We start from the raw sequence: 26,374 nt of genomic DNA, 5'->3' as shown, positions 1-26,374 counted from the left end.
GTCCGAACCGCGCGGTCAGGCCGCTGGCCAAGCGCGCGGTCATATCGCGCAGTTCCGCCCAACGATATGCCGTGCCGACGCCAGAGAAAGCACGGCCGGCCCGATTGCGCTCGACCGCCTTGCACAGCAGATCCGCATAGGCCATTTGATCCTCCCGAAGTACCGCCCTCTCGTCTCGATCAGTCTAGGCGGGTCGCTGGCGCGACGCTGTCCCCGCGTCCGGTACGTCGTCGCCGCGTTACGCCACGAGCGACGGCAGACGTTGCCGGATGAGGCTCTCCGCTTCGCCGATGATGCGATCGATCAGCGCCTGCACCGTCGGCACGTCGTGGATCAGGCCGGCGACCATGCCGCAGCTCCACCCGCCGGCATCCATCTCGCCATCCTTGAATATGCGGGGATAGACGCCCGCCACTTCCGGTGCGATGTCGGCAAAGGTGATCGCGTCGCCCAGCGTCCGCTCCTTCTCCAGCAGCCGCTCGACGCCTGCATTGATCAGCACGCGCTCGGTATTGCGCAGCGGCCGCATGATCAGGCGCGTGTCCAGCTCGGTCGCGGCCAGGATCGCATCCTTCACATTCTGGTGCACCGGCGCTTCCTGGGTCGCGACGAAGCGCGTGCCCATGTTCACGCCATCGGCACCCATCGCCAACGCCGCGACCAGCTGCGAACCCGTCGCCACGCCGCCCGATGCGACGAATGGCACGCTCAGCGCCTCGGCGGCGCGCGGCAGCAGGATCCAGTTGCCGACATCGTCCTCGCCCGGGTGCCCCCCGCATTCGAAGCCATCGACGCTCATCGCATCGACACCCATTGTCTCCGCCTTCAACGCGTGGCGGACCGAGGTGCATTTGTGGATGACGGTAATGCCGTTCTCTTTCAGGGCCGGCATCCACTTAGCCGGATTGCCGGCGGTCTCGACGATCTTGACCCCGCCCTTGATCACCGCATCGACGAGGCCCGGATAGTCGGGTGGCGTGACGGACGGCAGGAAGGTGAGGTTCACGGCAAAAGGCTTGTCGGTCATCGCACGGCATCGCGCGATCTCGTTGGCCAACTTTTCGCCCGTGCCCTGCGTCAATCCGGTGATGATGCCCAAGCCGCCGGCATTGGATACGGCAGCCGCGATCTCGGCATAGCCGACATAATGCATGCCCCCCTGAATGACCGGATGCTCAATCCCGAACAACTCGGTGATCCGCGTCTTGATGGGCATTTGGATGTTCCTTTCTATGGCTTGCGCGCAGGTGCCAAGTCGGCATCAGAACCGCTCGCCGACCCATTCCTCGCTTTTGATCCACAGCGCGCGGGCGCGTTCTGGATCGAGGGCATAGGCGCGCACGCCTTCGCTCACCGGCGTGATAGGCTGATCGTCAGGGACGATCCGGCCAACATGGCAGTTCTCGCAATATTGCGCGCCGACCAGTTCGCCGGGCGCGGTGACGGCAGCCCATATCGACGTCGCCGCGCCCTGCGGGATCGTCTTCCACTCGAACGGATCGCCGCCGGTCGCTTCCTGATACGCAGTCATCTCATCGACCAGTCTGTCGAGCGCACCATCCTCGAAATGGCGAACCAACTCGGTCTGGATGCTGCCGGGATGCACGGCGGCGGCACGGACGCCGCGATCCTTGTGCCTGGAATCGAACTCGACGGCAAACTGCACATTCGCAGTCTTCGATCGGCCATAGGCAAGGCCCGCCTTGTAAGGGGTGCGCTCGAAATTGGGATCGTCTAGGTCCGGCTCGCCATAGCGATGGCCGGACGAGGCAAGCTCGACCACGCGCCCGCCCTCGTGGATCAGCGGCGCGATTCGATTGATGAACAGGAAGTGGCCGAGATGATTGGTCGCCAGTTGCGTTTCGAACCCATCGATCGTCAGGCCGAACGGCGTCGCCATAACTCCGGCATTGGCGATGACGATATCAATCGGGGTCATCACCGCGTTCAGCCGATCCGTGGCGGCGCGCACGCTGGCGAAGGACGCAAGGTCCATCTCCATGAGCGTAAAGCTGCCCCCTCCCTTTGCGGCCGCTTCGCGGACAATGGCGGTCGCAGTCTCCGCCTTCGCGACATTGCGGACCGTGCCGATCACATCCGCGCCATGCGCGACCAATGCGCGCGCCGTCTCGATTCCCAACCCCGCCGAAGTGCCGGTGACGATCGCGCGCTTGCCCGACAGGTCGATGCCGGCAAGCACGTCGTCGGTGGTCGATTTCGCTCCCAAACCCTGCGCCACCGCGACTCTCCCACTCGATTTGCTCGATGGCAGCACGGCCGGCTGCCCCCGACCTTTTGGGTTAGAGGGCGCGCGGGGGACAACCGCATATAACTTGTCGAAACGGATGAGCGCCCGTCACATGTCAGCCGTGCAGGCCTCGCTCAGCGAAGCGTCACGACCAGCTTGCCCTTGACGGATCGCCGGCCAAGATCGGAGAAGGCGCGCCGCGCTTCCGCGAAGGAGTAGCGACGATCGATCGCCGGCCGCACCCGGCCCTGCTCGTACAGGTTCAGCAATTCCCTTGCGCCGCGCTGATAAGCGGCGGGATCGCGCACGGCCCACTCGCCATAAAAGACCCCGATGGCTTGCGCGTTATTGAGCAGCAGAAGGTTGAGCGGGATGGATGGAATGGTCCCCGTCGCAAAGCCCACCACCAGATACCGCCCGCCCCACGCGATCGCGCGCAAGGCGGGTTCGGCATAGCCGCCGCCCACCGCATCGAATACAATGTCGACCCCTGCGCCACCCGTTGCCTGCTTCAGCCGCTGCGTCAGCGCGCGCTGGCTGTCGCGATCCGTCGGCGCGTCACCATAGACGATCCCGACCTGCGCACCGCGCGCCAGACAAAAATCGACTTTCGCCTGTGTCGAGCAAGCAGCGATCGCCCGCGCGCCGAGCGTCAGCGCCAGGTCGAGCGCCGCGATGCCGACCCCGCCCGATGCGCCCAGAACCAGCACCGTCTCGCCCGCCATCAACTGCGCGCGATCGGTCAACGCGTGATAGCTTGTGCCATAAGTCGTGATAAACGCGGCGCCCTGATCGAACGGCATCGCATCCGGAATGCGAACGACCCGATCACTTTCGACGCCGACCTGTTCGGCCAATCCACCCCAGCCGATATTGGCCAGCACGCGGTCGCCGGCTGCGACATGCGTCACGTCCGCCCCGACCGACTGCACAATCCCGGCAATCTCTCCGCCAGGCGCAAAGGGTCGATCCGGCGACTGTTGATATTTGCCCGCAATCAGCAACAGATCGGGAAAGTTCACGCCGCAGGCATGCACTTCCACGATCGCCTGCCTTGGCACCGGCGACGGTGGCGCCATATCGTCGAGCGCCAGCGTCTCCGGACCACCCGGCGCATGGCTTAGCCACGCCTGCATCTCAGCACCCGCGGGCCTTTCGGTCGGCGCGCACCTGCTGATGCAGCTCTGCATATTTGGACATTTCGAGATGCGCGATGGTGCGGTTGTGCACTTCGTCGGGGCCGTCGGCCAAGCGCAGCGTACGTTCATGTGCCCAGGCGCGCGCCAACCCCAGATCATCGCCGACCCCACCCCCGCCATGCGCCTGGATCGCGTCGTCCAGCACCTTCAACGCCATGCGCGGGGCCTGGATCTTAATCATCGCGATCTCGAGCCGCGCTGCCTTGTTGCCGGCGCGATCCATCATGTCCGCGGCCTTGAGGCAAAGCAAGCGGGTCATGTCCAGCTCGATCCGCGCGTGCGAGATGCGCTCCTCCCAGACCGAATGCTCCGCGATGTACTTACCGAACACCTTGCGGCTCATCAGCCGCTTGACCATCTGCTCCAGGCCGCGCTCGGCGGACCCGATGCTGCGCATGCAATGATGAATGCGCCCCGGCCCGAGCCGTCCCTGGGCGACTTCGAACCCCCGTCCCTCGCCCAGCACCAGCGATTCCTCGACCGGTACGCGGACATTTTCCAACGCCACTTCGAAATGGCCATGCGGCGCGCGATCATAGCCATAGACGGTCAGCGGCCGCACCAGCCGCAGGCCGGGCGTGTTCATCGGGACCAGCACCATGCTTTGCTGCGAATGCGTCGGCGCGTCGGGATCGGTCTTGCCCATCACGATCACGACCTCGCAACGCGGATCGCCGATCCCCGATGTCCACCATTTGCGGCCATTGATCACATATTGATCGCCATCGCGCTCGATGCGGGTCTGGATGTTGGTCGCGTCGGACGAGGCGATCCCCGGCTCGGTCATCAGAAACGCCGAACGCGTGTCGCCGTTCATCAGCGGGCGCAGCCAGCGTTCCTTCTGCTCGAGCGTGCCGTAGCGCAGCAGCAGCTCCATATTGCCGCTGTCTGGAAACTGGCAATTGAATACCTCCGACGCGATCGGCGAACGCCCCAGAATCTCGGCGATCGGCGCATATTCAACGTTGGTGAGCTGCACGCCATCGAACTGGAAACTGTCCTCGACATGCACATGGCCGGACGAGGGGGGCATGAACATGTTCCACAGGCAGGCGGCCTTCGCCTTGGCCTTCAGTTCCTCCAGCACCGGGATGATCTGCCAGCGGTTCGACCCGAACGCCGCGATCTGTTCCTCGACGATCGCTTCGGCAGGATAGATATGCGCGTCCATGAAGGCCGAGACCTGCTCGATCAGTTCCTTCTGGCGCGGCGTATATTCGAAGTTCATTCCCGTGATCCTTGTTCGGGTGACATCAGGCGCCGCAGCCCATGCCGCCGGATACGCCCAGCACTTCGCCGGTGATGAAAGCCGCTCCGTCCGAAGCGAAAAAGGCGATGGCGTGCGCCACTTCGTCAGGCTGGCCCAGTCGTCCGACCAGCGTGAGCGAGGCCATGTCGGTGATGATGCGGTCGCCTAATTCGGCGACAGCGCGATCGACCATCGGGGTATGGACAGGCCCCGGCGCGATCGCATTGGCCGTGATGCCGAAACGCGCATTCTCGCGCGCGATCGATCTTGTGAAGCCGATCAACCCCGCCTTGGCCGCGGCGTAGACCGAACCGCCCTTCGACCCCAATCGCCCGGCCTCCGAAGCAACGTTGACGATCCGCCCGAACCGCGCGGCCTGCATCGCCGGCAACACGGCGAGCGTGAAGGCGAATGCGCTTTCCAGATTGATGGCAAGCAGCGCGCGCCAGTCGGCGGGCGTGGTCGTGGTGAAGAAGGCGTGTTGGTCGGCACCGACATTGTTGACCAGGATGTCGAACGCATCGGACTGGCCCAACGCCAACGCCACCGTCGCGGGATCGCTCGCATCGAACTGCACGAACGCCGCGCCTGTATCCTGTGCCAGCGCCTCGCCCGCCGCCCCATCCCGGTCACAGAAGGTCACTGCATTGCCGTCGTTGACAAGCCGGCGCACGGTCGCTTCTCCGATGCCGCTCGCACCGCCCGTGACCAGCGCCCGCCGCAATCTCAACGCCCCCGGTAGACGGGCGCGCGCTTCTCGATCACGGCTGCCAGCCCTTCACGGCTGTCCGCCGTCGCCGAAAGGGTCGCGACGGTGCGCGACTCTTCGGGCAATGCCCGCTCAACGTCGATGGCATTCCACAACAGCCGCTTGGCGCCCGCCTGACCGAGCGGCGATCCAGCCGCGTAGAGAGCCGCCAGCGCCTTGGCTTCGTCCGCCAGCGCATCGTCGGCGACCATCCTGGTGATCAATCCGATTCGCTCGGCCTCTTCGGCCCCGACGATGCGGTTGGACAGGACGATGTCCATCGCCCGACGAAAGCCGACCAGGCTGGGCAGAATCGCCGACGCGCCGCCATCGGGCGCCATGCCGACGCGCGTGGCGCCGGCGAGGAACTTCGTCTTTGCGCCCGCGACCACGATGTCGGACGCGCAGACGAGGCCGAGGCCGCCGCCGCCGGCCGCAAAGCCCTGCACCTCGGTAACGACGACCGCATCCAAGCGGATCAGCGCGCCGATCGCCATCTGGAGCCATGCCGTGACTTCGCGCAAGAAATCGCCCAGCCCTTCGCCATATGACGCGAACTCATGCACGTCTCCGCCTGCGCAGAAATTCTTCCCGGCTCCCCGCAGGTGAACGACGCGGACGCCGGGTTCGCGATGACAGCGCATGATGGCTGCGTGGAGCGCCTTCATGAGGTCAAGGTTCATGCCGTTGGACGCGTCGGGCCGATTGAGCGTGATCGTCGCGACATGATCGGCAAAGTCCAGCAGGACCGGCCCTTCGGCCATCCAGGATTGCGGCATGGAATCGTTCATGGCCGGCACCTCAAATCAAGAATGAAAGTGTGAAGATGGGCCGGGCATTATTGACCAGCACTACCTTCTTGCGGACCAGCCGAAACGCGCCATCGACCTGCCGCAACCGGTAGTCGTTGCGCGACGCCCAGATCGTCTCGCCGCGCAGGTTGTCCTCATAGACGATCGCGTTCGCGCTTACCGAGACTTCGTCCGTCGTCACCTCGGTCACCTCGACGTTGGAAATCAGCCGGGCCAGCGACGATCTCGGGGTCTGAGTGTGGCGGCGGCCGGTTTTGAGCTGCGCGATCCGGACACGAATGCGCGAGCGGTTATCATAGATGATCGACATTTCCGTCTCGGGATCGGTATCGTCCCCGTTCGCCGGCACCCAATAGGCGGCGTCCTCCTCCCACAATGCTTCCCAACCATCATAGTCATGACCGTCCTGAAGCCGTGCTTCGAGGAACAGGAATTGCGAGACGCGGTGATAAAGCTCGGATTCAGAGATTGCGCGCAAATCGTCGGAAGCGCGGACACTCACGGCTTGACCTGGCATCGGCGTCAGTCCTGCATCAACTGAAGATAGTGGCGCCAGATGCCGCGTTGCGGCACCTCGTCCGTGGCATGGGCGACGGTGTAGCCGTTCTCATCTAGCCGTTCGCGGTGAAGACCGCGCGTGAGGACCAGCCATTCAGGATCGCGAATACCCGCGCCGCGATGATTGCGCTCATACATTTCGGTATCATCGGCGAGCAGCAGGCCAGCGGGGCCAACCGATCCCATCGTCTGCTGGCGCAGGCGGCGGTTGATGTCCGGCGCGCCCTTGAACTGGACCGCCGTCACATGCTGGATCGATTCATCGACCGCGACGGGTTGCAGGACGAAAATCTGGATCTCCGCGATGAACAAGTTCGGAAAGATCATGGTGTGCGGCGCCCCATCGATCATGATCTGCCGTGCGCGATCCGGGCCATGTGCCTCGTTCATCGCGGCCACATAGTCGGGCAGCCGCTCAGGCGTGGTGCCGAACCATTGCAGCGGCTTGTCGATCCGCCGCCATTCGGGCCGCAGGTCGAACTCGGTATGACCATTGCCGTAATCGCGCGTCAGCGCCCTCGAATCCTTGGCATAAAGCTTGCCGATCTCGCTCTTGGTAACCTGAAAGACCGAGCCGTGCACCGAGCCGGGATGATAGCCATCCGTCTCGTTCTCAGTCATGAATTTCCAATTCGCCTTGGTGCGATGCTGCAGAAAGCCAGCGGTCAGCTCGACCTCGCCCGTCGGCGAGTTGTCGCAGAGCTGATCGATCGCGGCCTTCGCACCGCCCAAATGCTCTTCCAGCGTCGGGCCGTCCTCGGCCATCGACCCGAACACGAACCCGCGATAGCTGGCGATGCGCGGCACCTTGCCCAGGCTGACACCTGCCTTTGACACGCCTTCATAGCCATCGGGCAGCGCATAACCCATCAGGTCGCCGGTGTTGGCGAAGGTCCAGGCGTGGTACGGACAGACGAACGCGCTACTGTTGCCTGACTTGTACGCACACAGCTGATTGCCGCGATGCGGGCATTTGTTCAGCAACAGGCTGATCTTGCCCGTCTTGTCGCGCACCATGATCACCGGCGTCGGGCCGATGCTCTTGGTCACATAGTCATTCTTGTTCGGGATCTCGCTTTCGTGACCGACATAGACCCAGGTCCGGTACCAGATCCGCTCCAGCTCCTGCTGGAAGATGTCGGGATCGGTATACAGGCGGCTGTGAACCCGGGTCGGCTCGATCAAACTGCCAATATCCGCTTCCATCAGGGCATGGACCAAGTTACTAAACTCCAGGCATTTGCATTGAAGTACTCATTCTGCTGAGTGCGAAAACTTCAAATACATCCTCTCTTCATGACAGACACGACCTTGAAGATCGTTGCGGTCACAGGACGCGATAGGCTGCACTGTTCAGGGCAGATCGCTGGCGTCTTCGCGATCTGTTTCTAGTCAATTCTGGCTGATGCTTAAGCGAAAATAACTCGCCGCAACTGATGAGATTATTTCGCCAGCGAGCCCTGTGAAATCGGCGTACGACATCGGCCGTAAACGCTACATGATCCGCCGATGCGCGGGCGTGGCAGAGGGGATGAAGACGACAGATGACGGTGGAGGAACCAAAATCCACAGGACGCGCGCTGAACGTCGCCGCTGCGGTGATCGGCAATACGCTCGAATGGTTCGACATCCTCGTCTACGCGACGTTCGTCAGCTATATCTCCGCCAACTTCTTTCCGGGCGACCCGGCCGTTTCCATGCTCGCCGCACTCGGTGCATTCGGTACGTCTTTCGTCATCCGGCCGATCGGCGCCATCGTAACCGGCTGGATCGCCGATCGATCAGGCCGACGCAACGCGCTGACGCTGACCAGCTTCTTGATGTTTGTGGGCACCGCGCTGATCGCCTTCCTGCCCGGCCACGCGCAGATCGGCATCGCCGCGCCAATCCTGCTTATCGTGGCGCGCCTCATTCAGGGCTTCGCCGCGGGTGGTGAATTTGGCAGCGCCACCGCCTATCTCGCCGAGCAATCGCACAGCCAACGCGGCTATTATGCCAGCTGGCAGTTCGCAAGCCAGGGGCTTGGCGTCGTCATTGCCGCGCTGTTCGGCGGCGTGCTCAGCGCGCTGTTCACCGGGCAGGAATTGGCTGACTGGGCCTGGCGCATCCCCTTTTACTTCGGGATGCTGGTCGGGCCGGTCGGTTATGTCATTCGTTACCACGCCGACGAATCGCCGGAATTTGCCGCCGCCAAATCGCGCGCGGATGGCGTCGTGCGCCCGCGTCTGTCCGCCGATTTCTGGAAACGTACCGCCACGGCCGCCGCAATGGTCATCGTCGCCTCGGCGACCCTGCACCTGCTCATCTCGTTCCCGACGCTCGCGACGAGCCGGTTCGGTATCGATCGCGAACAAGGCATATGGACCCAGGCTTATGCCGGCATCACGCTGCTGATCGTCACCCCGATCGCCGGCACTTTGGGCGACCGCATCGGGCGGCAGTGGCTTGCCCTCATTTCGTGTGCGGCGCTGGTCGTCGCGCCCGTGCTGCTGTTCCGAATGCTCGATGCGACACCGACCGCTGGCCACGCCGTGCTCGTGCAGCTGACCCTGTCGTTTCTCGCCGCGCTGTTCCTCGGCGCGCTGGCGGCGATGATGTCGGATCTGTTCGTCGCCACCAATCGTTCGCTTGGCCTCGCCATTTCCTACAATGTGGCGGTACTGTTAGGCGGTGCGTTCGCGCCGCTGATCTATGCCGCGCTCAGCGTCTATGTCGGACGGATCGCACCCAGCTATTACGCCAGCGGCGCGGCGCTGATTTCACTCGTCGCCGTCATCATCGTCGTGAGCGCGCGCTGGCTGCCGCAAGATCAAACGGAGGAGTATAGCCATGCGCAATGCGCGTGAAGGCATCGTCGGACGAATGTTCGCGCGCAAGTCCGTGGCGCAGGTTCAGCGTGAAACAGCCGCCAGCGAACTCAAGCGCACGCTGGGCAAGTGGAACCTCCTGTTTCTCGGCGTCGGCTGTATCATCGGCGCGGGTATCTTCGTGCGCACCGGATCGGCGGCGGCGCTTCATGCCGGTCCGGCGGTCCTGCTGTCGTTCGTTGTCGCCGGCATCGTCTGCGCGTTCGCTGGCCTCTGCTATGCCGAATTGTCCTCGACCCTGCCCGTATCGGGGTCCGCCTATACCTATGGCTACACCGCGCTCGGTGAATTCGTCGCCTGGACGATGGGCGCCCTTTTGCTTCTGGAGTATGGGATCTCCGCTTCGGTCGTCGCGGTCGGCTGGGCGGGCTATGTCGTCAGCCTGCTCGCCGATTTCGGTCTTCACATGCCGGCGGAACTGACCGGGCCGACCGGCTATCCGTTGATGCGCGACGGCGTTCCGGTGCTGGTCGATGGTCGCCCGGTAACGACCCTCTTCAACCTGCCCGCCTTCGCCATCTGTCTGGCGCTGGCCGCCCTGCTCATCCGGGGCGTTTCGGAATCGGCCAAGGTCAACAACGCCATCGTCGCGATCAAGGTGAGCGTGCTGGTCGCGTTCATCGTCGCGGGTGGCGTGCTCGTCCTTTCGCAACTTGGCGACCTGGTCGCGCGGAACTGGACGCCCTTCATCCCCGCCAACCAGGGCGACGGCAAATTCGGCATCGACGGCATCATGCGCGGCGGATCGATCGTCTTCTTCGCCTATATCGGTTTCGAAGCGGTCTCGACGGCGGGACAGGAAGCGAAGAACCCCCAAAAGGACATGCCGTTCGGGATCGTCGGCTCGCTCGCCGTCTGCACGGTTCTGTTCATGCTCGTGGCCGCGGTGATGACGCTGCTCGTCCCGTACAGTTCGCTCAACGTACCCGACCCGGTTGCGGTGGTGGTGGACAGCTTCGGCCCCAGCTGGAGCTGGTTCGCCAAGCTGATCAAAGTCGGCGCGATCATCGGGCTGACCTCGGTCGTGCTCGTCCTGATGTATGGTCAGACGCGCATCTTCTACACGATGGCGCGCGACGGCTTGTTGCCGCGAATTTTTGCGACGGTGCATCCGCGGTTCAAGACGCCGCACGTCAACACCGCGCTGGTGGGCGGGCTGACCGCCGTCGCCGCCGGCTTTTTCGACATCAACATGCTTGGCGACATGACCTCGGTCGGTACGCTGGCGGCGTTCGCGATCGTCTGCCTTTCCGTCATCTATCTGCGGCGCTCGGCCCCTACCCTGCCACGTGGGTTCAAGGTCCCCTTTTATCCAACAACGCCGATTCTTGGGATTCTGAGCAGCTGCTATCTCATCACGACCGTGCCGTGGAATGTGCTGTCGTTCTTCCTCTGGTATCTCGTCGGCGCGGTCGTGCTCTACTTTGCCTATGGCATGCGCCATTCGAACCTGCAGCACGGCGATCCACAGGACGAAGGCCCGGACATGAGCGAGTATGTCGCGCCCGTGCACGAGTCCCGATGAAACCAGTTCGCCGGTTTGGATGAAGTTTTTTCGCGCGAAGCATGTCCAAAAGCGTGCACTATGCGCCGACAGCAGATGAGAGGCGGACCTTTGAACATGCGTAAGATGAAGACGATCTTCGGCACGGCAGCCACAGTTGCGCTCGCCACCATCGGCGCGCCGGCATCGGCGCAGGATCTATGCGCGCCCAGCGAGGTCACCGATCCACAGGCGCCGCACATCAACGGGTCGAAGCCGTTCGTCTACAAGACGGTTGAGGGCACGGACCTGCGGCTTCACGTCTTCACCCCGCCAGGACAAAAGGCGGGCGCCAAGACCCCGGCGGCGATCTTCTTCTATGGCGGCGGCTTCGTGTTCGGCGACGTTCGCCGCTATCAAACCCAGGCGACCCATCTGGCGCTGCTGGGCATGGTGACGATCTTGGTCGACTATCGCGTGCGCTGCCGCAACAATTCGACCATCATGGACTCCGTGTCCGACGGTAAGTCGGCCGTCCGCTGGGTGCGGGGACATGCCGCTCAGTTCGGCATCGATCCGGACCGGATCGCCGTGGTCGGCAGTTCCGCCGGGGGACAGATGGCCGCGGCGACCGCGCTGATCCCCGGCTTCGAGGACCCCAAGGATCCCAAGATCGACGTCCGCCCGAACGCGCTCGTGCTCTACAATCCCGCGCTGGACATGGTCGCGATCGCCGACAAGCTCGAGCCGATGGTTGGCAAGGAATCCGCGTCTCGGGCGCGCGAACTCTCGCCATGGGAGTATCTGGACAAGGGCAAGCTCCCCCCCACCATCATCTTCCAGGGATCGGCCGACACGGCCACGACGCTCGACAAGGCGCAACAATTTTGCCGCAAGGCCAAGTCGCTCAAATTCCAGTGTGACGTGGTGAGCTATGCCGGTGCGCCGCACGGTTTTACCGAACCGTGGATCGGGCTTGAGGACGCGAAGCTCGGCATCAAATATGAAGAATGGGCGTGGGACACGATCCGCCAGACGGACCGGTTCTTCCGCAAGCTCGGCTGGCTGCCCGCGGCGGCGCGCTGAACATGGCCGGTTCGTCGGTCGGGATGGCGCAATCCGCGGGGTATCGGTGAACATCGATGAGCTGACCCATCGCAGCGAAGCGATGCTGGAACTACTGGTCCGGTTCGACACCACCTCGGCCCGGTCGAACCTCGCCATGATCGACGCGCTGGAGGACTTGTCCAAGGTGTCGGGCGCTCGCACGCGGCGGTTCTTCAATGGCGATGGCACGAAGGCGAACCTGCTCGCGTCGATCGGGCCGAATGTCCCGGGCGGCATCGTGCTGTCTGGTCATAGCGATGTCGTGCCTTGCACGGGACAGCCCTGGTCGACCGACCCGTTCGACCTGACGCTTAAGGACGGACGGTTCTATGGCCGCGGCACTGCGGACATGAAAGCGTTCATCGCCTGTGCGATGGCAGCGGCCCCGGTCTTTGCCGAAAGTTCCCTGACCCGCCCCGTCCATTTCGCCTGGTCGTATGACGAAGAGGTCGGATGCACCGGCGCGCCGTTGATGATCAACGGAATCGCCCGTGACGTGCCGGCACCCGCAGCGGTCATCGTGGGTGAGCCGACCGAGATGAAGATCGTCGGCGCGCACAAGGGCGCGCATGTGGCGGAAGTGCGCGTTCGTGGGCATGAGGCGCATTCAAGTCTGACCCATCTCGGCATCTCCGCCAACATGATCGCCGCGCGGCTGATGGCGAAGCTCGTGGAGATCGAGCAAGCCCTGGTTCGCGCTGCCGATCCCGCCAGCCCCTTTGCGCCGCCGCACGCGACACTGACGATCGGCCAGATCAAGGGCGGGACGGCGATGAACACGCTGGCGCGATCGTGTCGATTCGTCTTCGACCTGCGCGTCACGCCGGACCTTTCGGCCGAACACGTGCTGGCGCCGTTTAGCGAGTTGGTCGCGCGATTAGACGCCGAGATGCGGCAACGCTTTCCCGATTGCGGCATCGACTATTCGGTTATCGCCACCGTCCCTGCCTTTGCGCCGGAGACCGACGGCGCGGCGGCCGCGCTGGCGCGCACGCTGACTGGCGACAACCACGCGGCGCTTGCGGTCCCCTACGGGTCGGAAGCAGGGCAGTTCCAACAGGCCGGCCTATCGACCGTCATCTGCGGCCCGGGATCGATCGAACAAGCGCATCAGCCCGACGAGTTCATCGCGCGCGATCAGGTCGCCGCCTGCGCTCGCTTCATGCTGCGGCTGTCCAACGAACTGACCTGATCCGGTTTTGTCGATTTGAGAGGAATAGACGTGGAAACGATCAGCCGGCGCGGTCTTGCGAAACTGGGTGGCGGGCTTGCGCTTGCGGCGATCGCGCCACGGATCGCTTGGGCCGGGCAAGTCGGCAAAGGTCCTGACCTCTCTTATGTCGATCCGGAATTGCGCTCGTCGGCGATGAAGATCGCGGAAATGTCACGCTCGATGACCGAGCCCGGCGATGCCATGCTGCCGGATCTGCGCAAGGCGGCGGCGCAATTCGTGCCGCCGCGTCTTGCCGACGTTCCCGTTCAGGAGCGCCGCGTTCCGGTCGGCAAGGATCAGCCGGACGTCACCATCTTCGTGATGAACGCCCGGCGCGATGCGAACCGGCCTGCGATCCTTCACATCCACGGCGGTGGATTCGTCGCCGGGCAAGCGCGCTACGAGGTCGGCAATCAACAACGGCTCGCCAAGCAGCTCGACTGCGTTGTCGTCTCGGTCGAGTACCGGCTTGCACCGGAAACGCGCCACGCCGGCATCACGGCGGATGTGTATGCGGCGTTGCGCTGGCTCCATGCCGAGGCGCCACAACTCGGCGTGGATCGCTCGCGCATAGCCGTGCTCGGCAACAGCGCGGGCGGGGCGCTGGCGGCACTCGTTGCGATCGAAGCCCGGAACCGCGGCGAAGTCCCGTTGGCGGCGCAAGTGCTGGTCTATCCCGCGCTCGACGACCGCACCGGAACGACGGTGATACCCCCCGCCCAGATCGGCTCGGTCGGCTGGGGCGCGCCGGTCAACGCCTATGCCTGGCAGTCCTTTCTGGGCGCGGCACCGGGCAGCGCCGCCGTACCGGCGGCGGCCGTCCCTGCTCGCACGCAGGATCTCTCACGCCTGCCGCCAACGTTCATCGGCGTCGGCGGGATCGATCTGCTGGTGGGGGAGGATATCGACTATGCCCGCCGCCTGACCGACGCGGGCGTGCCGACCGAGTTGTTGGTCGTTCCCGGCGCCTATCACGGCTTCGACCAGGTCGCGACGGATACCTCGCCCGCCAAACGGTTCACCAAGGCCAAGCTCAATGCGCTACGCCGCGCATTCGGCCGACCAGTGGAGATCTGACCGCAGCATCATACCGCCTATCAAAAAGCTGACGGCAGGAGTGTCCCACAGCCAATCGTCCAGCGCTCGGTCTTCTGATCGGTGAAAGAACGGCGGCCTTCAGGATCGATCGCCGCCCTTCCGAATGACCGCAACGAGGGCAATGCTGACCGGCAGCTCATGCGGAAGCCGGTCCGGCAGTTTCTGAGCCGGTTTCGGTCAGGCCATTTTTGGCGGCGCTGATAGCGATAGCCGCCACTCGCCAGACGCCGGGATAACTTGGCTGCTAACGCCAATCACGGGGTTCAATCCGCCAACGCTGCCCCCGCGCGCACCGGAACCACCTCTCAATGCCCTCACGAGATGGGGGATGCTGTACCTCACGGCATCAAAGCCCCAGATGCAGTCCGCAGATCGTGCGCGGACATTCGACCCGCTTGAACGGCGCCGTCTGTTTACGGAACCGCCCACCAGTTTCGAGGTACAGCTTTGACCGATACCGTGCACGACACACCGCAATCATTCTCCGCGATTTCTCGCACAAGAGGAAGCGAACGCATCCCCGTTCGGCTTGCCAACTGCCGGGTTCAAATGGAGTGGAGCGTCGCGCTGCGAGAAATCCTGTCATCCCTCGACCTGGGAACCGTCGCGCGGCCCCGAGATCCAAGGATTCGCGCAACGGTGATCGCAGCGCAACTCAATCGGCCGCCACCGTTGCGGGAGTCAGTTCAGCGGGCGACGGACCATCACGGTCTCGATGCGTCGGCGATATCCTATATCGCTCTTGTCGATCGGATCGCCCGGTGAGGCCCGCGCGCCGACTTCTTGCATCGATCCACGATGTCACCCCCGTCCACTCCGACCGACTGGCGCGTTTGATTTCGCTGGTGGAAGGGATCGTCGGCCGGGGGCGCTTTGCCCTGCTCGTCGTGCCGGATTTCCATCGCCGGGGCCTTTTACCAAATGACCGGGCGTTTTCAGCGCGGCTGCGGGCGTGGGCCGATAGCGGATGTGAGATTTTCCTGCATGGCTTTACCCACCTCGATGAAGGCTCGCACGCGAGTATCGGCGCGCGCTGGGCGGCCAGCCGGTTGACCGCCGGCGAAGGCGAGTTTCTGGGATTGCCGCGGTCCGAAGCCGAACGCCGCCTTCTCGAAGGCAGGGCGATCGTCGAACAGGCGATCGGCAGGGCGGTCGACGGGTTTGTTGCGCCGGCGTGGCTGTATGGCGATGCCAGCCTGGCGGCCCTGTCGGCACAGGGCTTCGGACTGATCGAAGACCATTTCCGCGTCTGGGATCCCCGGAATGGACGCGTCTTCGCACGCGGCCCCGTGGTCACTTACGCGAGCAGGTCGATGGTTCGGCTAACGGGCTCGATACTCTGGTCACGTCTGGCGACGATGGGCCTCGCGCGAGCGAGGACGGTCCGGTTCGCCGTTCATCCCCATGACGTCGACTCGCCGGCCCTGCTGCGCGAGATTGAGCGCGCGCTGCGCGCCTTCACCAGGTCGCACCGTCCGTCGGGCTATGCCGATCTCGTTTCGGACTGAATTTTTTCCCCTCGCTGATGGGGATTTCCATATCGAAGGGCATCAGAGGGTTGAGAAAGACAATCCAAGGACGATAGATGAATTCGCATTCGTCGAGCGTAGCTCCGGGCTCGCTGGCTGAGCATTTCCCGCCCCTCCTGCCGCAAACCCGCCCTTGGCAAAAATGGATTTCCTGGGGCCTGTCCTTCGCCCTGCTGATCGCTCTGATATTGAAAATCGGGGATCTCGGCTTTGCGAGTGCCTTGCACGGCGTACCGGGCAATCCGCTATTCTGGGTCGCATTCGCGAGCTACTATCTCGCGCTGCCGTCTTCCGAATTTCTGATCTTCAAACGCTTGTGGACCATTCCGCGCGCCGGATTCAAGGCGCTGATCCGCAAGCTGATCTGTAACGAAATATTGTTCGGCTATAGCGGTGAGGCCTATTTCTACGCATGGGCGCGGCAGCACGCCCATCTTGCGGCGGCGCCTTTCGGTGCGATCAAGGACGTCAGCATCCTGTCGGCGGTGGCGGGCAATTTGATCACCCTGATCATGCTTGTCGTGGCGTGGCCTCAATTCGGAAACGTCGTTCCAGGCTTTCACGGCCAGGCCGTGCTTTTCTCCGTTGCGATTCTCATCGGCCTGTCGCTCATGGCCTTCCTGTTCCGGCGGCGGATATTTTCCCTGCCCGGACATCAATTGAGAATGATTTTCGGAATTCACATCGCACGCCTGCTCGCGACATTGTCCTTGTCGGGGCTGATGTGGAAATGCGCCCTGCCCGATATCGCCATCGGTTGGCTGGTGATATTGGCCACGCTCCAGCTGCTTGTATCCCGTCTGCCGTTCGTTCCGAACAAGGATCTCGCCTTCGCCGTCATCGCCTTTTACCTGACCGGCCAGAATGGCGCGATCGGACCGTTAATCGGAAGCATCGCGATTCTCATTCTGCTCGCGCATTTCACCTGCGGCTCTCTCATCATGCTGGCCGATATCAAGGCGGGGCGCAAATCATGAACTATCCCGCGCTCGCGCTATGGAGCGCGCTGCTGGCGGCGGCGGGCCCCGCCACGCCGAGCCCGACGCTGGGCAAGGCGGAGGCGGCGTGCCGCCCCGGGGAGGCCGGTCCTGCGTTGATCGTGCATGTCGTCGGGTTGAAGGACCGAAAGGGGCTGGTTCGCGCCGAGATCTACCCCGCTAATGACGCCGATTTCCTGCAGGACGACGCCATCCTGATCAACCGGGGAAAGACGTTTCGTCGGGTCGATCTCGAATTGCCTCCGGCAGGACCCGTGACACTGTGCATCCGTGTGCCTTCGGCGGGGCGCTACAGCCTCTCGGTTCTCCATGACCGCAATCGGAATCTCAAATGGGACAAATTGCCCGATGGTCTGGGCTTCGGCGGAAATCCCAAGCTCGGCTGGTCGAAACCCAGGGCCGTGTCGGCATCGGTATCGGCCGGGACCGCGCCGACGCGGGTCGAGGTCGTCATGAACTATCTGAGGGGGCTGAACTACCGGCCGCTGGAACGGCCATGAAGATTGTCGACGTCTGCGCCTTTTACGCGCCTCATGGCGGAGGCGTAAAAACCTATATCGACCGCAAGCTCGAAATCGGCGCGGCCCTGGGGCACGAGATCGTCGTCATCGCGCCCGGATCGCACGCGTATGTCGAGCGTCGATCCGGCAGCGGGCGGATCATTTTCGTCGAGAGCCCGCCACTGATCGTCGACCGGCGCTATCGCTTTTTCGACGATCCGGCGCGGATCCATCGTCTCCTCGATTCGGAGGCCCCCGACCTGGTCGAAGCATCTTCGCCCTGGCGTACCGCCAATATTGTCGCGGACTGGCAGGCGGCAGCGCCGCGGGCCCTTGTCATGCACGCCGATCCGCTGGCGGCCTATGCCTATCGCTGGTTCGGACCGTTCGGCAGCCGCGAAGCCATTGACCGGGGTTTCGATCCATTCTGGCAGCATTTGCGGCGCTTGGGCCGGAAATTCAGCACCGTTGTGAGCGCCAATAGCCATTTGACCGATCGCCTCACGGCCGGCGGCGTCGCTGGCGTTGTTACGTTACCTATGGGGGTCGACCCTGGGATATTCTCTCCAGCGCATCGCGATCGACAACTTCGGCGAGAACTTCTTGCACGTTGCGCGTTGCCCGATAGCGCAAGCTTGCTGATCGGAATTGGCCGCCACAGCGCCGAAAAGCGCTGGCCGATGGTGATAGATGCCTGTCTCGCGGCGGGGGTCACGCGTCCGCTCGGGCTGGTTCTTGTCGGGGACGGCCGCGACCGGGCGCGACTGATCCGTCATATCGGCGGCAATCCGCATATCCATTTGCTCGCCCCGATCGCCGACCGGACATTGTTGGCCCGGGTCATCGCCAGCGCAGACGCGCTGATCCACGGTTGTGAAGCGGAAACCTTCGGGCTGGCTGCCGCCGAGGCTGTCGCTTCGGGCTTGCCGCTTATCGTTCCGAACGAAGGTGGCGCATCGGATTTCGTCAGGCCGGACAATGGCGAATGCTATGCCGCCGGCGACGCGGGCGCGGCGGCGCGCGCAATCGATCGGCTGTTCCGCCGCGACCCCGCCGCGCTTGCCGATGCGGCCCGGCGCCGTGCACTCGCGGCGCCGGACATCGAAGTTCATTTTGAACGACTGTTCGATCATTATCGCAATCTCGCACCGCCTGCCCGCCGGGCTGCCTGATGCGGGTTCTGGATGGGCATATCGCACGGAGCCTGGCACGGCCGTTTCCTGGAACCGCCGCCGTCATCGGCTTGCTGCCGTCGCTCGAAAACAGCCGCCGCCTCATACCAAGATTCAATGAGTTTGACTCATCGAATCTTGGTAAAGCCCGCGCGGCGCTTGAGCGTTTCAAGGTGCGGATGCGTCAGCATCCCTGCACCTTCGTATCATGAGCCAAATCGAACATGTCGAGCGTCCGCTGTTCGTGGCGGTGCCCCTCGCCTTCCGTTCCTTCGCCCTCAAAGCAGACTGGCGGCGATCAAAAGCGGATGTCGATTCCGACCCGGACCGTTCGAGGCCTCAGGGGAGTCTCCTGGTTGCGATCGGCCAGTCTGAATGGATTACCGAACGCGAATGTGTTCGCGCGGGCATTGGTAAGATTATCGACATCGATCGAGAATCCGACGCGCCCGGTTGCGAGCCGTCCTCCCAGCGAGCCGACGGCATAGTCTCCTTGCGACACGTCGAGAGGCGATCCGGCGCCAAGATAGGACTTGCCCACAAACCGCAACGTCGCGACCGCCGTAAAGTCGAGGCCGGAGCGAATTTTCTTCCGCCAGTTCGCCTCCGCATACGCCCCATATCGTGAGATCCCGGGCAACATCATATCGCCTCCGCTCGCCAGGGCCCCGCTCGGCTTCAGATCACTGTCATTCAGAAACGCTGCCGCTCTCAACGTCAGGGCGGGCGATGCTCTCCAGACCAGTTCTCCATCGACGCCGAAAATCCATCCGCTGCCGGTGTTCGCCGTATAGGGCAAACCGGCGCTGTCGATGAGGTCGGCCTGGATGTCGTTCCAGTCGACCGCGAACAGCGAGAAGCGGAACGATAGCGGGTCGCCTGTCTCGGCGCCCGCGCGGAAACCCAATTCGGCAAGCGTCATCTCATCGGCGACAAACTCCCGTGTATCGTCTGGCGAACCGGTCGCGGTCGCCGCGAGACCTCCGCTCCGGAATCCCCGCTGATACCGGAGGAAGGCGGAGAAGTTCTTTTTTGGGTGCCAATCGAGCGCGGCTGTTGGCAGGATCTTCAGCTTGTCGCCCGAAGTCTCGACCGATAAAGGCTGCCCGCCCCGCGCGAGTTTACCCTCGCCATGCGCCGTCGCGAACCGGCTGCCGAGGGTCAATCCGAGCGATCGACTGACCGGAAGCGTCGCCTGGCCGAAGATGGCAAGTTCCGACTGCTCGTTTTGGAGGGCCGCGATTTCCACCGGTGCATCCAGAGGACCCAGGGCACGGTCGATCTTGTTGACATTGTAGAGAATCGCGACCCCCGCAACCCACGGAGTTCTTCGACCGCCGCCAGATATGCGGGTCTCGTGCGCAATGAACCTTATGTTGTTCCGTTCTTCGAAGAGCGTCGGCACGCCGGGATCGCCGTCGCCCGTCGCATCGAAGATCGACATCAAGTTGTGCCGTACCGCCGACGTCGTCGACACCAGTTCCTTGCTTCCGATCATGCGCCGTAAATTGACAAAGACCAGGCCGTAATCATTGTCGAACGGCTGCGAAATCGGGTTACTGCGCGTCAGCGGTGGCCGATTGCGCAGCGTATATTGTCCATCGCGAACGTCTATTTCCTGAGACACGCCGCCGACGTCGATCGTCCAGCCGGCCAGGTCGTCTATGCGCAGGCTCAGTCGCTGGCCGACGACACGCGACCGGTTGATGTTGGAGAGATTTCGTCGCGGATCGTCGATATAGCCGGCTTCATGCGACCCATATGCAACCAGACGCATTGCGGCGCGGCCCTCGACAATGGGCAGATTGACCATCACGGCGGCATCCCCGCTCATGCCTCCGGACCGCGTCGAGCTGACGCCGATCGCGGCGTTCGCCTGGGCGGTTTCGCTGTCGGGCATCCGAGGAACGAGCCGAATGATCCCGCCTAGCGAGCCCGCGCCGTAAAGGGTGCCTTGCGGACCGACAAGGATCTCGGCTCGCTCCATATCGTAGAGATTGAGGTCCGGATCGGGCGCGTTGTAATTGAGCCGCGCCTCTCCGAGATATTGCCCCACCGTTGCCTGGGTCTGGCCGTTGAAACTGCTGTCGGCGATTCCTCGAACGAATAATTTGTTACGGCCGGGACCGAGGTTCGTCGAGCCGATGACGGGCTGCCGGCCGATAATCCCCGCGCTTCCTCTGGCCGCGTTGCGGACAAGCCAGTCCGGTTCGAAATCGACGATCTTGACGGAACCCGGATAATTTACCGAAAGAATGTTTTGCTTGCTCGCGGTGACGACGATTTCCTCGCGCGGCGGTGCCGGCGACGAAGGCGGCAGCGAGGGTGGCAAGGGCCGTCGCACGCGGACGGGGGCAGGTTGCGATTGTCGCTTTCTTGCGATCCGGACGGTTCTTTCGTCGTAGAAGATCGCCTCGGCCCCGGTCCCCCGCAAAGCCCGCGACAAGGCATCGCGAACAGAAAATTTTCCTCGCACGCCCGGCGAGCGGCGCGTCGCGATGTCGGCGTCAGGGATCGCGATGGTGATCCCGGCCTGGCTCCCCAGGCTTCCGGCGACCGCGCCCAGCGTGCCCGGACGCACATCGAACTGCCGCGCCTGGGCGTGCGCCGCATCGGTGGAGGAGAACAGGATGGCCGCGACTCCGGCCGCCACCCATCTGACATCGCATATCATCTGGTGGGCGTCATGACCCAACCCGCGCCTTCGCTCGCGAAATCGACGTTCAGGGCCGGTCCGAGGCGGGCCAGCTGCCGCGGTCCCGTTCCGTCGAGGGCGATCGTGCCGGAGAATGCGCGATCCTCGAGGGCCGGCGCGACGGCGATGGACACGCCCAGGCTCCGGCCTAGATCCGCAGCGACCTGCGACAACGCCACATTGGCATAGATGAGACGTCCCGCCTTCCAGGACCCGATGGTTTCGGGCAGTACCCGCGTCAAAATCCGCCCCGCGTCCGCGCGGTCGATCAATTGGTCGCCCTGCTTCAGCGCGATGGCAGCCGAGCGAGGATTATAGATTATCTTGCCCTTGGCGACCGCAACGCGAACCTCGTCGTCGTCGCGCACGACATTGAAGACGGTACCGGCATTCTCGATCTGGTTGCCCCCCACTTCGAGCCTGAATGGCTTTGCCCCGTCATGGCGGACCTGAAACAGGGCTTCGCCTTCCGACAATGACGCGAAGCGGGAATCGCGCCGGTCGAAGGTCATACGCGTCGAGCCGTTGAGAGTGACGTGCGTCACCGGGTCGAGGGCGACGGTCTGCCGCATTCCCGGTCCGGTCGCAACTTCATAGCGGCTCGATGCCAGCTGCGGGCCAACCAGGACGGCAGCGGCGATCGAAGCGGCAAGCGCGCCACCGACCCAAAATATTTTGGCCCGGCGCCGCACAGGCACGTCCGCATCGACGTCGTTCGCCGCTTCCCTGAAAACCAGATCGGGCAAGAACGTCTCGAGTGTATTGTCGAGACGTTCCACCGTCTCATAGGCTGCGACATGGCGCGCATCTTCCGCGAGCCACAGGGAAAACGAGTCCCAGAGATCGTCGTCGCCATCGCGCAGCCGGATATGCCATTCGAGGGCACGCCGCTGGATCTCGTCTGCCGCGTCATCTCTCATAACGGCTTCCTTCGTCGCTAAGATGTCGCCGTTCGGTCGCATCCTCATCCAGAAGCAGCTTGGCAGCCGCGATTTCGGTATAGGCTCGGCTCAGATGTTTCTCGACGGCGCTAACGCTGATGCCAAGATCGTCGGCGATCCGGCGCTGCGGCTCGAGATCGACCCGAAAGCGCCGAAAAATCGACCTGGTCCGTTCGGGCAAACCGTCCAGAACGCGCTGAAGGATCGCGAGTTGCTCCCGGGCGATGAGCATCGTCTCGACGGACGGCGCTTCGTCGATCTCGCCGTCCCCTCCTCCACGAAGCTCGGTCCATTCCTCCTCGCGCCGGACGCGGCGCCGCGCCGATCGCCGCACCCCGGCAAAATGGTTGCTGGTCATTCGATAAAGATAGGCGCGGGGCTGCGCGACGGGACCGATATTTTCGGTCAACAGCTTGAGATGCAGTTCCTGGAGAATTTCGTCGGCTTCATCGTGCGTCGCGCCGCGCGTGACGAGAAACCGCGACAATGCCGAGCGCGTTTCGACGAAAACTTGCAGAAGGCCGTTATGCGCGGACATGACGCAGCCGACCGGCGGGCGAAGCGATGAAGGGGCCGACCGGGAACCGCCGCGACCTCGATCTCTTCCGCTCGAGACCATGTTGGGCGAATGGCGAGCGTCGCTTTGACATGACAAGATGGCCCAGCACCTGCGGCGCCAATCCATTCCATATCCAGCTACAATCGCCACGAGCTTTCCATCGAATTGGAAACGGGTCGAACAGGAGCATCGCTCGCGATTAACATTGCCGATGCGACTTAGCCAGATATTTGCCGAACCGGGCGGGACGGAAATTTGCTCCCGCTGATGTGGAACCGCATCCTCCTCGGCATCTCAGCTTTGGAAAGGATTGCCGCGGCCCGCGCGGCAATCTTGCCGAAATAATCGGCCAGAAAGATGAGGAAATACGCGCGTGTCCCGCAAATATGCGAGTGTCGATCGCTTCGATTCAAGATCCCAGGATATTGCATCGAGCAGCCCTGTCGCCGGGCCGAGGGCCGAATGCGAAACAGCCCATGGCTGACCCGATCATGGCATGCGTCTATTATTTCCTCAAATGGGGCACTCGCAACAATCCGGCAGACGCCGATTGCCCGAATAAAATTGCCAGGGCCGATATCGAGGCGGCTGGGCCCGTTGCCGTCGCCCCGGTCGCGACCCGCGCGAAAAGCAGCTCCGTGACCCGCTTGCGTACGCCATTCGCGCGTCCACACGACATTCGGCACCTCAAAAGCCGCAGCGAGCGCACGGGCCGATAAATACCTATCTTGCGCTGGCATGACCTAAGATCGGAACGGACGGCAGCTTTCAGGATTGACGGTGTGGGCTCGGAATGACCGAGATTGGGGCGCATAGCTGCCGGACAGGTTTTGGGCCGAAAGCGGAATGGCAGGTTTCGGGTAGAAAATATGGAAAGCTGACCTTGTTTTCCGGTACGCTTAGCGGCGAATAGGAGACTTTGCTGGCGTAAGCGAAGACTGGCGGGTTGCGGCCTTGCAAGCCACAAGCAGGCAATTGTTTCTACGTTTCGTAGGGAGATCCGGCGCGGCGCCTATTTCATCGGCGAGGGATAAACCGGGAGTGAGGCGACATAGGCGGCCAGATCGCGAACCCCGCGGTCGCCGGGAAGTGAAATTGCACAGCCTTGCATCGGCTCGCTCTTGCGTGCTGTATCCGAGCGATACTCCCGCAACTGGCGAACAAGATCGACGGCGTCATTTCCTGACAGGCCGGGCACGGAAGCGCGACCGCGGGACTCTTCCCCGTCAGCAATGCCGCATTTCTCGAAAAGCTCGCGGCCACGATTTGAATCTGCCGGTGCGAAAGCCTCTATGATGTCACCCGTATCGATATATTCCTCGAACAGAATGATCTTGCCGTTCTTGACGCGGAAATAATGGAGGTTGGCTACTCGGAAACGCCCCCCGGTTGCACGTACCGTGCCGGCGTCGAAACCCGGAACGGCAACAACTTCGCCATCGACATTATATTCGCGCTGACCGAAATCTGCATCGGTGATCACCGACTTGAGCGTCTTGAAAAAGTGATCCACGCCATCTGGCCCCCGCCAGGTCCCTGCGAATGGAATGATATATTTGGGGCCAAACCATGTCCAACTCGCATCGTCGGCGATCAAGCTGCGCGCGGTGACCTGATCATTTGCGATATATGCAGCATAGAGCTTCCGCACCACCGATTCCGGATCATCAGCCGGGCGCTTGCTGGAAGCAGCATGGCCCGTTTCATTTGGTAACATTGTGATACTGGCCAACGCCATCATCAGAATTGCGATACGAAACTGCTTCAACATCGGTAGTCTCCGTCTCGTATTTGACGATTATTTCTCGTCCGATGGCGCGGCCGGGTGCAAGTCGGATATAAAGACCGAGAGGAGCTGGATATCGGCATCGCTTGATATCGCCTCCGCAGCGGCGACCATCATCGAACCGGCGGCGTTCCCGACATCGGCGCCTCGCCGCCCCTGCCGAAAATCTCGCAACTCGCCCGCGATATAGTGTTCATCCAGCCCTCGCAGCGGGGGCGCCATAAATGCCTTGTCCCCTTCGCCCCGTTCGCCATGGCATGCCGCGCAACTCCGATAGAGCGCTGCCGCCCGATCCTTTTGCCCAGGCTCGAGCCGTGAGCCGCCCTTCGTCGAAATCACCGGCAATTGCCGGATCCAGCCAATGACGAGGCGGACCTCCTCGTCATTGGCCAAGGCCTTTGCACGCCCCCGCATCTGGAAGCCGCCGGGATCGGCTACCGGCCCCCTCCTGTCGGCGCGAAAGCTCAGAAGCTGCCGGATAAGATAGTCCGGGTCCTGACCTGCCAGGCGCGGCGCATCCATTTCAGCACGCCCTTCGCCCTGGTTCCCATGACATCCGGCGCAGCTGGTGTAGAGTCCCTTGCCCGCCAGCAACGTCGGCGCAGGTTCGGGCGATCCGGCACGCCCCGTTCCGAGCGGCGACATGGCCGCCCCGGCAAATGCCACGCCGGCGGCGATGGCGGTGGTGAACCTCCTCATGTCTGACCGTAGAAGTTTTGAAAGACCCGGGACGGGTCCCATATTTCGCGCAGTTGCCTGAGGCGATTCCAGGCCTTTGGTGAGTAGCAGGAGGGGATGTCGCCGGAGCGCCCTTCCTGGTCCATCTCGTTGATGTAGCTGCCGTTCGACAGGGGCTTGAGCGCCTGGGACAGCTTGCGCGCATTCTCGCGGTTCCCGGCTTCCTCCCTGGCCTCGCTCCACCGATGATATGTGGCGAGATAGAAGCGCCCCGTTGTCGAGCACGCTGCATCCTGCAGAGGATCATCGCCCATGTGAACGAACAGAATCTTGGTATTCCCCGCCATTTCCGGCATCAGCCCTTCGACCACTCCAGCCGTTTCGACAGGTGCGTTCGTGAAGAAATTATCGGCCAGGAAATGGCTCTGCGGGAAGCCGATCTCGCCCCCGCCATAATAATCGTCGAGTGTGATCGGCTGCCGTTCGCTGCGGCGGACCGCCTTGGCGAGAACCGGATGGTTGCCGACGGGGGCCAGCAACGCCTCTGCTTTCTGCTCGTCCGCAGCATAAGCGATATAATCGAGATTGACGACGAATTGCGGCGGCGAGGAACCGCCGCTCTCGCTTTGTGGGTCCGCGACAACCCCGATCGCGCACTCGACGTTGCGATCGATGTCGGGAGACAGGTCATTCACCGCTTTCAGTATCTCGCCGAGATCGGACAGGCGGAATCGGTAAGATGAGCTGAGCAGGATAGCGGGTGCCTCGACACAGTTCAGCGTGAACCTTGTGACGACGCCGAACAGACCGGGTCCACCGCCTTGAACGGCCCAGAACAGGTCGGGATTTTCCGTCCGGCTGGCCTTGCGGAGGACGCCGTCCGCGGTGACGATATCCACGGCTTCGATCGCATAGGCGCTGCGCCCGCCCGCCC

General features: G+C 63.1%; 25 protein-coding genes. 11 read left to right on the top strand and 14 right to left on the bottom strand.

Annotated features, from left to right (window positions below):
- Nucleotides 1–238 precede the first annotated feature (238 nt).
- The 8 genes from AC3WN8_RS29060 to AC3WN8_RS29025 all read right to left on the bottom strand — a co-directional run bounded on the left by AC3WN8_RS29060 (nucleotide 239) and on the right by AC3WN8_RS29025 (nucleotide 8,035).
- Complete coding sequence (locus AC3WN8_RS29060) at nucleotides 239–1,210, bottom strand: NAD(P)H-dependent flavin oxidoreductase (RefSeq protein WP_492673015.1); 972 nt, start codon at nucleotides 1,208–1,210, stop codon at nucleotides 239–241.
- 51 nt (nucleotides 1,211–1,261) lie between these two features.
- Nucleotides 1,262–2,239, bottom strand: coding sequence for an SDR family NAD(P)-dependent oxidoreductase (locus tag AC3WN8_RS29055; protein ID WP_492673012.1), 978 nt, complete (start codon nucleotides 2,237–2,239; stop codon nucleotides 1,262–1,264).
- A gap of 143 nt (nucleotides 2,240–2,382) precedes the next feature.
- Nucleotides 2,383–3,384 carry an NADPH:quinone oxidoreductase family protein gene (locus tag AC3WN8_RS29050; RefSeq protein WP_492673011.1) on the bottom strand — a complete coding sequence of 334 codons (1,002 nt, stop codon included), beginning with the start codon at nucleotides 3,382–3,384 and terminating at the stop codon, nucleotides 2,383–2,385.
- 1 nt (nucleotide 3,385) lies between these two features.
- Nucleotides 3,386–4,675 carry an acyl-CoA dehydrogenase family protein gene (locus AC3WN8_RS29045; RefSeq protein ID WP_492673010.1) on the bottom strand — a complete coding sequence of 430 codons (1,290 nt, stop codon included), beginning with the start codon at nucleotides 4,673–4,675 and terminating at the stop codon, nucleotides 3,386–3,388.
- A 25-nt stretch (nucleotides 4,676–4,700) separates the two neighbouring features.
- A complete protein-coding gene (locus AC3WN8_RS29040; RefSeq protein WP_492673009.1) occupies nucleotides 4,701–5,420 on the bottom strand; it encodes an SDR family NAD(P)-dependent oxidoreductase in 720 nt (239 codons plus the stop codon).
- 2 nt (nucleotides 5,421–5,422) lie between these two features.
- Entirely contained in the window at nucleotides 5,423–6,235 is an 813-nt protein-coding gene (locus tag AC3WN8_RS29035) for an enoyl-CoA hydratase/isomerase family protein (protein WP_492673008.1), read from the bottom strand.
- Between the two features lie 10 nt (nucleotides 6,236–6,245).
- Nucleotides 6,246–6,773 carry an aromatic-ring-hydroxylating dioxygenase subunit beta gene (locus AC3WN8_RS29030; RefSeq protein ID WP_492673007.1) on the bottom strand — a complete coding sequence of 176 codons (528 nt, stop codon included), beginning with the start codon at nucleotides 6,771–6,773 and terminating at the stop codon, nucleotides 6,246–6,248.
- Nucleotides 6,774–6,778: 5 nt separating this feature from the next.
- Complete coding sequence (locus AC3WN8_RS29025) at nucleotides 6,779–8,035, bottom strand: aromatic ring-hydroxylating oxygenase subunit alpha (RefSeq protein ID WP_492673006.1); 1,257 nt, start codon at nucleotides 8,033–8,035, stop codon at nucleotides 6,779–6,781.
- A gap of 323 nt (nucleotides 8,036–8,358) precedes the next feature.
- Between AC3WN8_RS29025 and AC3WN8_RS29020 the strand changes: the two genes are divergently transcribed.
- From AC3WN8_RS29020 to AC3WN8_RS28975, 10 genes are all read left to right on the top strand, one after another.
- Complete coding sequence (locus AC3WN8_RS29020; protein ID WP_492673005.1) at nucleotides 8,359–9,660, top strand: MFS transporter; 1,302 nt, start codon at nucleotides 8,359–8,361, stop codon at nucleotides 9,658–9,660.
- Nucleotides 9,644–11,206 carry an amino acid permease gene (locus tag AC3WN8_RS29015; protein WP_492673004.1) on the top strand — a complete coding sequence of 521 codons (1,563 nt, stop codon included), beginning with the start codon at nucleotides 9,644–9,646 and terminating at the stop codon, nucleotides 11,204–11,206. The genes AC3WN8_RS29020 and AC3WN8_RS29015 overlap by 17 nt, the downstream gene beginning before the upstream one ends.
- Before the next feature lie 96 nt (nucleotides 11,207–11,302).
- Nucleotides 11,303–12,250, top strand: a complete 948-nt coding sequence (locus AC3WN8_RS29010) for an alpha/beta hydrolase (protein ID WP_492673003.1) — start codon at nucleotides 11,303–11,305, stop codon at nucleotides 12,248–12,250.
- On the top strand, nucleotides 12,168–13,463 hold the full coding sequence (gene argE, locus AC3WN8_RS29005) for an acetylornithine deacetylase (protein ID WP_492673014.1): 1,296 nt from the start codon (nucleotides 12,168–12,170) through the stop codon (nucleotides 13,461–13,463). The genes AC3WN8_RS29010 and argE overlap by 83 nt, the downstream gene beginning before the upstream one ends.
- 30 nt (nucleotides 13,464–13,493) lie before the next feature.
- Complete coding sequence (locus AC3WN8_RS29000) at nucleotides 13,494–14,561, top strand: alpha/beta hydrolase (protein ID WP_492673002.1); 1,068 nt, start codon at nucleotides 13,494–13,496, stop codon at nucleotides 14,559–14,561.
- 782 nt (nucleotides 14,562–15,343) lie between these two features.
- The gene (locus tag AC3WN8_RS28995) at nucleotides 15,344–16,090 is read left to right on the top strand and encodes a DUF2334 domain-containing protein (protein WP_492673001.1); all 747 of its coding nucleotides are present in this window, start codon (nucleotides 15,344–15,346) and stop codon (nucleotides 16,088–16,090) included.
- Nucleotides 16,091–16,167: 77 nt separating this feature from the next.
- On the top strand, nucleotides 16,168–17,088 hold the full coding sequence (locus AC3WN8_RS28990) for a hypothetical protein (protein WP_492673000.1): 921 nt from the start codon (nucleotides 16,168–16,170) through the stop codon (nucleotides 17,086–17,088).
- Complete coding sequence (locus AC3WN8_RS28985) at nucleotides 17,085–17,609, top strand: DUF2141 domain-containing protein (protein WP_492672999.1); 525 nt, start codon at nucleotides 17,085–17,087, stop codon at nucleotides 17,607–17,609. The genes AC3WN8_RS28990 and AC3WN8_RS28985 overlap by 4 nt, the downstream gene beginning before the upstream one ends.
- A complete protein-coding gene (locus AC3WN8_RS28980; RefSeq protein ID WP_492672998.1) occupies nucleotides 17,606–18,781 on the top strand; it encodes a glycosyltransferase in 1,176 nt (391 codons plus the stop codon). Before AC3WN8_RS28985 ends, AC3WN8_RS28980 begins: the two co-directional genes overlap by 4 nt.
- Complete coding sequence (locus AC3WN8_RS28975; RefSeq protein WP_492672997.1) at nucleotides 18,781–18,993, top strand: hypothetical protein; 213 nt, start codon at nucleotides 18,781–18,783, stop codon at nucleotides 18,991–18,993. The genes AC3WN8_RS28980 and AC3WN8_RS28975 overlap by 1 nt, the downstream gene beginning before the upstream one ends.
- An 86-nt stretch (nucleotides 18,994–19,079) precedes the next feature.
- On the opposite strand, the gene AC3WN8_RS28970 is transcribed toward AC3WN8_RS28975, so the two are convergent.
- The 3 genes from AC3WN8_RS28970 to AC3WN8_RS28960 are packed head-to-tail and all read right to left on the bottom strand — an operon-like array spanning nucleotide 19,080 to nucleotide 22,955.
- Nucleotides 19,080–21,434 (bottom strand): TonB-dependent receptor, encoded by a 2,355-nt coding sequence (locus tag AC3WN8_RS28970; RefSeq protein ID WP_492672996.1) that lies wholly within the window; start codon nucleotides 21,432–21,434, stop codon nucleotides 19,080–19,082.
- A 17-nt stretch (nucleotides 21,435–21,451) separates the two neighbouring features.
- Complete coding sequence (locus AC3WN8_RS28965; RefSeq protein ID WP_492672995.1) at nucleotides 21,452–22,396, bottom strand: FecR family protein; 945 nt, start codon at nucleotides 22,394–22,396, stop codon at nucleotides 21,452–21,454.
- Nucleotides 22,386–22,955: an RNA polymerase sigma factor gene (locus AC3WN8_RS28960; RefSeq protein ID WP_492672994.1), complete on the bottom strand. Its 570-nt coding sequence runs from the start codon at nucleotides 22,953–22,955 to the stop codon at nucleotides 22,386–22,388. Before AC3WN8_RS28960 ends, AC3WN8_RS28965 begins: the two co-directional genes overlap by 11 nt.
- Nucleotides 22,956–23,452: 497 nt before the next feature.
- Between AC3WN8_RS28960 and AC3WN8_RS28955 the strand changes: the two genes are divergently transcribed.
- Nucleotides 23,453–23,695, top strand: coding sequence for a hypothetical protein (locus AC3WN8_RS28955; RefSeq protein WP_492672993.1), 243 nt, complete (start codon nucleotides 23,453–23,455; stop codon nucleotides 23,693–23,695).
- Between the two features lie 293 nt (nucleotides 23,696–23,988).
- Here the strand turns inward: AC3WN8_RS28955 and AC3WN8_RS28950 are convergent, their stop codons facing one another.
- The 3 genes from AC3WN8_RS28950 to AC3WN8_RS28940 form a co-directional block, all read right to left on the bottom strand.
- Nucleotides 23,989–24,747, bottom strand: coding sequence for a nuclear transport factor 2 family protein (locus AC3WN8_RS28950; RefSeq protein WP_492672992.1), 759 nt, complete (start codon nucleotides 24,745–24,747; stop codon nucleotides 23,989–23,991).
- Between the two features lie 27 nt (nucleotides 24,748–24,774).
- Nucleotides 24,775–25,407, bottom strand: coding sequence for a c-type cytochrome (locus tag AC3WN8_RS28945; RefSeq protein ID WP_492673013.1), 633 nt, complete (start codon nucleotides 25,405–25,407; stop codon nucleotides 24,775–24,777).
- Nucleotides 25,408–25,457: 50 nt separating this feature from the next.
- Nucleotides 25,458–26,374: FAD-binding oxidoreductase (locus tag AC3WN8_RS28940; protein ID WP_492672991.1), on the bottom strand; the 917-nt coding region annotated here is incomplete at its 5' end.

The sequence above is a fragment of the Sphingobium sp. FW305-3-2-15-F-TSA7 genome (assembly GCF_058787155.1).
Note: the sequence above shows the minus strand (reverse complement) of the source record. Positions and strands in the feature narration are given on the sequence as shown.